Here is a 5399-nt window from a genome sequence, read left to right as displayed (position 1 = left end):
GGATCTGGCACGGTTTGCGTGATTGACCCGACCTGGATTGCCAGCGGGCGCTTGATGATCGATCATGTGGCCGGTGTTCTGATCTTGGACCGATGGCAGTCCTGTTCCCGCATCTGAATGGGCTGAGGATCGACGGCGTGGACTCGGCAGGGGTCCGGGTGCGAATCGACGCGAGGACGGGTGACGAACCCGCCACGTGCCCAGTGTGTGGCACGTTGTCCCGTCGGGTCCACAGTCGCTACGGGCGCCGATTGTCCGACACCGCGATCACCGGCAGGGAGGTGGTGATCCGGCTGCGGGTGAGACGGTTGTTCTGCGACAACTCCGACTGCGGGAGAAGGACTTTCGCCGAACAGGTGCCGATGCTGGCAGCACGGCATGCGCGGCGCACCGCCATCCTGCAACGCCTGCTGTGCGCGGTCGCATTGGCCCTGGGTGGTCGCCCGGGCGCCCGGATGACTCGGCATCTGGCGGCCACGGTCAGCCGGATGACGCTGCTGCGACAGATCCGGACACTGTCCGATCCGGACCTCGCCACCCCGCGCGTGCTCGGCGTTGACGACTTTGCCCTTCGTCGCGGGCACCACTACGGAACAATCCTGATCGATATCGAGACCCGGCGGCCAGTCGAGGTGCTCGACGACCGGAACGCCGGAACGCTGGCCGCCTGGCTGCGGGCGCATCCCGGCGTCGAGATCGTTTGTCGCGACCGCGCTGGCGCCTACGCCGAAGGCATCGCGGACGGAGCGCCCGACGCTGTGCAGGTCGCGGACCGTTGGCACATCTGGCACAACCTCGGCGAGGCGGTCGAACGCGTCGTGGCCCGATACCGAAACTGCCTCGACACCCTCACCGATGCCGAAGGCGACACCGATCCAGCGAGCACGGATCGGCAGGAGATCCCAGTCATTCCCGAAGTGGTTGCACCGGCGGACCGGACGGACAAGTGGGCCGTGCGGACCCGCGAACGTTACGCCGCGGTCCACGCACTGCTCGCCGACGGCGTGAGCCTGCGGTCGGTCGGCGCTCAACTCGGTCTTGCCCGGGGGACCGTTCGACGCTTCGCTCGGGCCGCCACCGTGGAGGAGTTGCTGGTCAACACCGGCACTGGACAGCGGCGGAGTCTGCTGGAGGAGTTCAAGCCCTACCTGCATCAGCGATGGAACGAGGGTTGCACCAATGCCACCGAGCTGTTCCACGAGATCAAGGCCCGTGGCTACCGTGGCGGACCGAAGATCGTCATGAACTACCTCCACCCGTTCCGGTCGACCGGCCAGGTTCCTCGCGCTGTCCGCAAGCCGCCGTCGGTGCGTCGTGTTGTGAGCTGGCTTATGACCGACCCCGCCCGTCTGAATCCCGATGATCGGCAGCGGCTCGATGCGATCCTCACCTCGAGCCCCGAACTCAGCGGCCTGGCCGGTCACATCCGGGCCTTCGCAACGATGATGCGCCAGCTACGCGGCCGTGAACTGGAGCAATGGATGAAAGCCGTCGACGCCGACGACCTGCCGGCCCTGCACTCATTCGTCCGCGGCCTGCGCCGCGACCTCGATGCGGTGACCGCCGGCCTAACCCTGCCCTGGAGCAGTGGGCCGGTCGAAGGGCATGTCAACCGCATCAAAATGATCAAGCGCCAGATGTTCGGACGCGCGAAACCAGACCTTCTCCGGAAGCGAATTCTGTTGAGCGACTAGGCAACCCGGATCTGCCGAATCACGGAATTTGTGCCAGATCCTGAATACCTGACCCTCTGATTCCGCTTGGTTTCAACGGCGGTTTCGACCCGTCGTCGCAACACAGGGACGGATTTCACACTGCCAGTTCGGCTTCGAACACCTCCGTCGCGGTTCGCCACCCGAGGACCTTCCTTGGTCGGGTATTGATTCGGCACTCGACCTGGCGCAAAGTCTCGGGCCCGTGAATGGACAGGTCCGTCGTTTTCGGGAAGTACTGGCGCAGCAGCCCATTCGTGTTCTCGTTGGTCGCTCGCATCCACGGAGATCCGGGGCGAGCGAAGTAGATCCCCTCGGAGAACAAGCCGGCCAGCAGGTCATGTCGCGCCATCTCACCGCCCTGGTCCCATGTCAGCGTGCACCGAGCCTGCGCCGGAACCGTGGCCAGCACTTCCATCGCGGCCGCGGCGAACGCATCCGCGTTACGGCCGTCAGGTAGATGAACCAGCCTGACCAGACGGCTGCGCCTGTCGACCAGTGTCGCGAGGGCCGAGCCGCCGCGGGCACCGACGATCAGGTCTCCCTCCCAGTCGCCGATTCGAATTCGTTGGTCGACGACCGGCGGCCGCGCTTCGATCAGATTCGATGCCGTGACGAAGCGAGTCGTGCGAGCGTCGGCCCGGCGCCGACGGCGCCGCAGTGAACGCTTCGTGCGCAGTCGCTTGGTCAATGGCCTTGACAGGCCGGACTTTTCCGCGTTGCAGAGCGCCTGATAGATCGTTTCGTGGCTGACATGCCACGACTTCCGCTCGGGATAGCTACGGCGCAGCCAGACGCTGATCTGTTGTGGGCTCCAGCCCAGCTCCAGCTTGGCCTGCACCAGCTGACCGGAGCAAGTTCCCAGGTCGCGCACGTTCCCATCTTCGATGTGCCCCGCCGAGGTGCGACTGATGAGGATGACTGCTCATCCGCTTCAGGCTGCGCTGCCGTCATGTTGGAGGTCATCCAGTGAGGGCAGCGGAAGCTGGCAGTATAGTGCGCTTTTCGTCCGGAACGCCCACCACAGACGGTCCTCGGCGACCCGATCAAGGCAGCGGCGCAGTCGCGATTCGCAGATCGCCAAGGGCCACACTATGTCTCGATGTCCCTGAGTATCAGGCCGACCGGTCGACCGCTCCGTCTCGATGCTTGCCTCGTGCCTGGCGGGCAGCCCAAGGCACGATGGAGAGGTGGTGGATCATGAATCGCATCGGAAGCCGTTGAAGCCGTTGATACTTCGCTCGAACGCATACGTCACGACCTACCTTTCGCTGATGCAAGACGTCCAGAACCTTCTAGTTGCGTACCCAGCCAAGGGCGGATCGACCGGTCGGCCCGCCGGGGCGGCACTACTATGTCGGTGGTCAGGGGAGAACGCCCGTCCTCGGTAGATATGGAGGGCGGCCTCCACTCTATTTGCCTTGGGGGAGATGTTTGGCCGACGACGGGAGGGGTGTACCGGCGTTGGCGTCGAAATCGCCTGCTGCGGTTAGCCACCGGATAGAGTCGAGCCCTACCCACGACAGCCGAGGAAGCGAATGTCGAGTACCGCGTTGCGCAAGGGCGAGAACATTGCCCTCAGCGGAGGGCATGTGTCCTTTTCCCTCACAACGGATCAGACGCCGATAGATGTTTCGGCTCTGCTCCTGGGACCGGGCGGGAAGGTACGCGACGACAGCGACCTCGTCTTCTACAACAACCCGGTCCGTCACGGTGTCGAAGTAGCTGGCACAACGGTGAAAGTCGACTTCACCCGCGTACCGCGTGACGTCGCCACGGTGGTCGTTGTTGCAAGCATCGATCCGTTGAGTCCGGGGGCGGTATTCGGTCGCGCACCGCGGCTGGTCGTCACCCAAAATTCTGGACCCACAGTCGAATACACCGCTCCGGACTTTACCAATCGGGAGACGGTTGTGGTCATCGCCGAGGCATATCGCCGCAACGATGCTTGGAAGGTACGGGCAGTGGGCCAGGGCTACGCGTCCGGTCTGGGTGGGTTGGCCACCGACTACGGAGTCGATGTCGAGACCGATGAGACACCCGCTCGGGTAGGTGCGAGTACAGCCCCGGGTTCGAGGACACCGGCCCAGCTCGCGAAGGTCAGCGATATCGCGCCCGGGTTGCTGCCGGTGGCGAGCGAAGCGAACCGGGCGCTGGCGGATGCGGGAATGGGTAGTCGACGCGCCGCGGTGTATTTGGTTCTCGACCACAGCTACGACATGCGGGAATTGTACGAGTCGTTCACCGTCCAAGCGTTTGCCGAGCGGATTCTGGCGTTGGCGGCGAACCTCGATGACGACGGCACCGTGCCTGTGGTGTTCTCGGGTCGCCACGAACCGTTCGTCGAGGACCTCAGTCTCGAGAACTATCGGGGCAGGATCGGGCAATTGCATACTCAGGTCGACTGGGGGTGGTCGCAAGTCGACGAAGCGATGCGCTGCGTCCTCAACCACTACCAGGAATCGGGGGCATCCGATCCCGCGTTGGTCATCGTGCAGGTGGGAGACGAGCCTGACGACAAGGCGGCGGTGCGCACGCTGCTGCAGAACTCCTCGATGCTGGGAGTGTTCTGGATCTTCATCGGGTTCGGCCGAGGGAAGATGGCGTTCTACAAGAACCTCAACTCCTCAACCTCGGCCACCTTCCGCAACGTGGCGTTCTACAACACTGGAAAGATTCCAGGCGCCGTCCCGGGGGAACAGTTCTACGCGGAGCTGGTCCGCGGCTTCGGCGCGTGGTCTCAAGCCCGGGGATGAGTGCCAGCCTGGGGCGACGTGCGAACATCTGCTGATCAGACGGCGAGCTTTGCGCACTCCCTGGAACAGGCTGCGGACGGTAATGAAGCCCTATTCTCGTACGTGTGCGCGCCGATTCAACTACTCGAACGACACCGACACTCAAGGTTCGAGGATGTGCCCGTCCGACGACCGGGCAACGATGACACGACCCCGATGCTCCAGTCGATGTCGCATGCCCGCGCCAGCGACGCTCGTTTGTATTCGGCATTGATCCCATCCTTGTGCCCCGCCGGGGACACCAACCTGCGGCAACCGGACCAGAACCGTCACGCCACCGCTATTTGCCGATGACCAGCAGTTTTCGGTGTTGCAGCAGGTTGGCGTATTGGTCGATACCCCCTGACGTCCGACACCCCCTCCCGACACCGGAAGCCGACGTACTACTACTTCCGCTGACTGCTTGCGCGTCATTTCCACTCATCCCGGGCCGCTGACTCGTACATATCGAGGATTGTGCTGGGTGTAGTGGTGGAGACGGTCAGGACGTAGGGCGTGATGTGTACGCCTGTCGTGTGGTTGATCCGAATTGCCTGAGCTTGCAACGTCTCCAAGAGATGAGCAGCCGATGTGTGAACCGTCGCCCGCCGTCGCGCGGGGCCGTCTCCGGTCGCTGTCCACTGATCCAGTGGGAACCATGCGACCAGGTAGATGCCTGCGGTCGAATTGGTCATCCGTATGTATGGGAGGAGTTGATCGTGCGGTGCGGTGAGTAGGTTCTTGTGCCAGGATCCTTTGATCTCGATGGGAATCGTGATTGTGGGGGTGTTCAGGGTCGGTTGCGGCGGTACGGCATCGACGAGTATGTCGGGGCGTTGCCCTGCGTCGTTCGGGCCGGTCGGTTGGATGACGACTTCTCTGTTGACGACGATGGATCGTTCGGCGAGTCGTT

At 63.6% G+C, this 5399-nt stretch carries 3 protein-coding genes and 1 pseudogene; 2 read left to right on the top strand and 2 right to left on the bottom strand.

The window, feature by feature from the left end:
* The first annotated feature begins 92 nt into the window (after positions 1 to 92).
* Positions 93 to 1694 (top strand): ISL3 family transposase, encoded by a 1602-nt coding sequence (locus NAM01S_RS32525; RefSeq protein WP_067792988.1) that lies wholly within the window; start codon positions 93 to 95, stop codon positions 1692 to 1694.
* Positions 1695 to 1809: 115 nt separating this feature from the next.
* Here the strand turns inward: NAM01S_RS32525 and NAM01S_RS32520 are convergent.
* Positions 1810 to 2620 (bottom strand): annotated as a pseudogene (locus NAM01S_RS32520) (IS30 family transposase); the annotation flags it as partial.
* Positions 2621 to 3250: 630 nt separating this feature from the next.
* Here NAM01S_RS32520 and NAM01S_RS32515 point away from each other — a divergent pair.
* Positions 3251 to 4468, top strand: coding sequence for a VWA domain-containing protein (locus NAM01S_RS32515; protein WP_067792983.1), 1218 nt, complete (start codon positions 3251 to 3253; stop codon positions 4466 to 4468).
* A gap of 449 nt (positions 4469 to 4917) precedes the next feature.
* Here NAM01S_RS32515 and NAM01S_RS35885 read toward each other — a convergent pair.
* The coding region (locus tag NAM01S_RS35885; protein WP_169810939.1) for a hypothetical protein at positions 4918 to 5399 on the bottom strand (482 nt) is incomplete at its 5' end.

This window comes from Nocardia amikacinitolerans NBRC 108937 (assembly GCF_001612615.1).
GTDB lineage: Bacteria > Actinomycetota > Actinomycetes > Mycobacteriales > Mycobacteriaceae > Nocardia > Nocardia amikacinitolerans.
The sequence above is the reverse complement of the archived record's forward strand: the minus strand, read 5'-3'. Positions and strand labels throughout refer to the sequence as shown.

Coding starts and splice junctions, on each gene's coding strand:
- NAM01S_RS32525 (WP_067792988.1), top strand. CDS start 93: ATGGCAGTCCTGTTCCCGCATCTGAATGGGCTGAGGATCGACGGCGTG.
- NAM01S_RS32515 (WP_067792983.1), top strand. CDS start 3,251: ATGTCGAGTACCGCGTTGCGCAAGGGCGAGAACATTGCCCTCAGCGGA.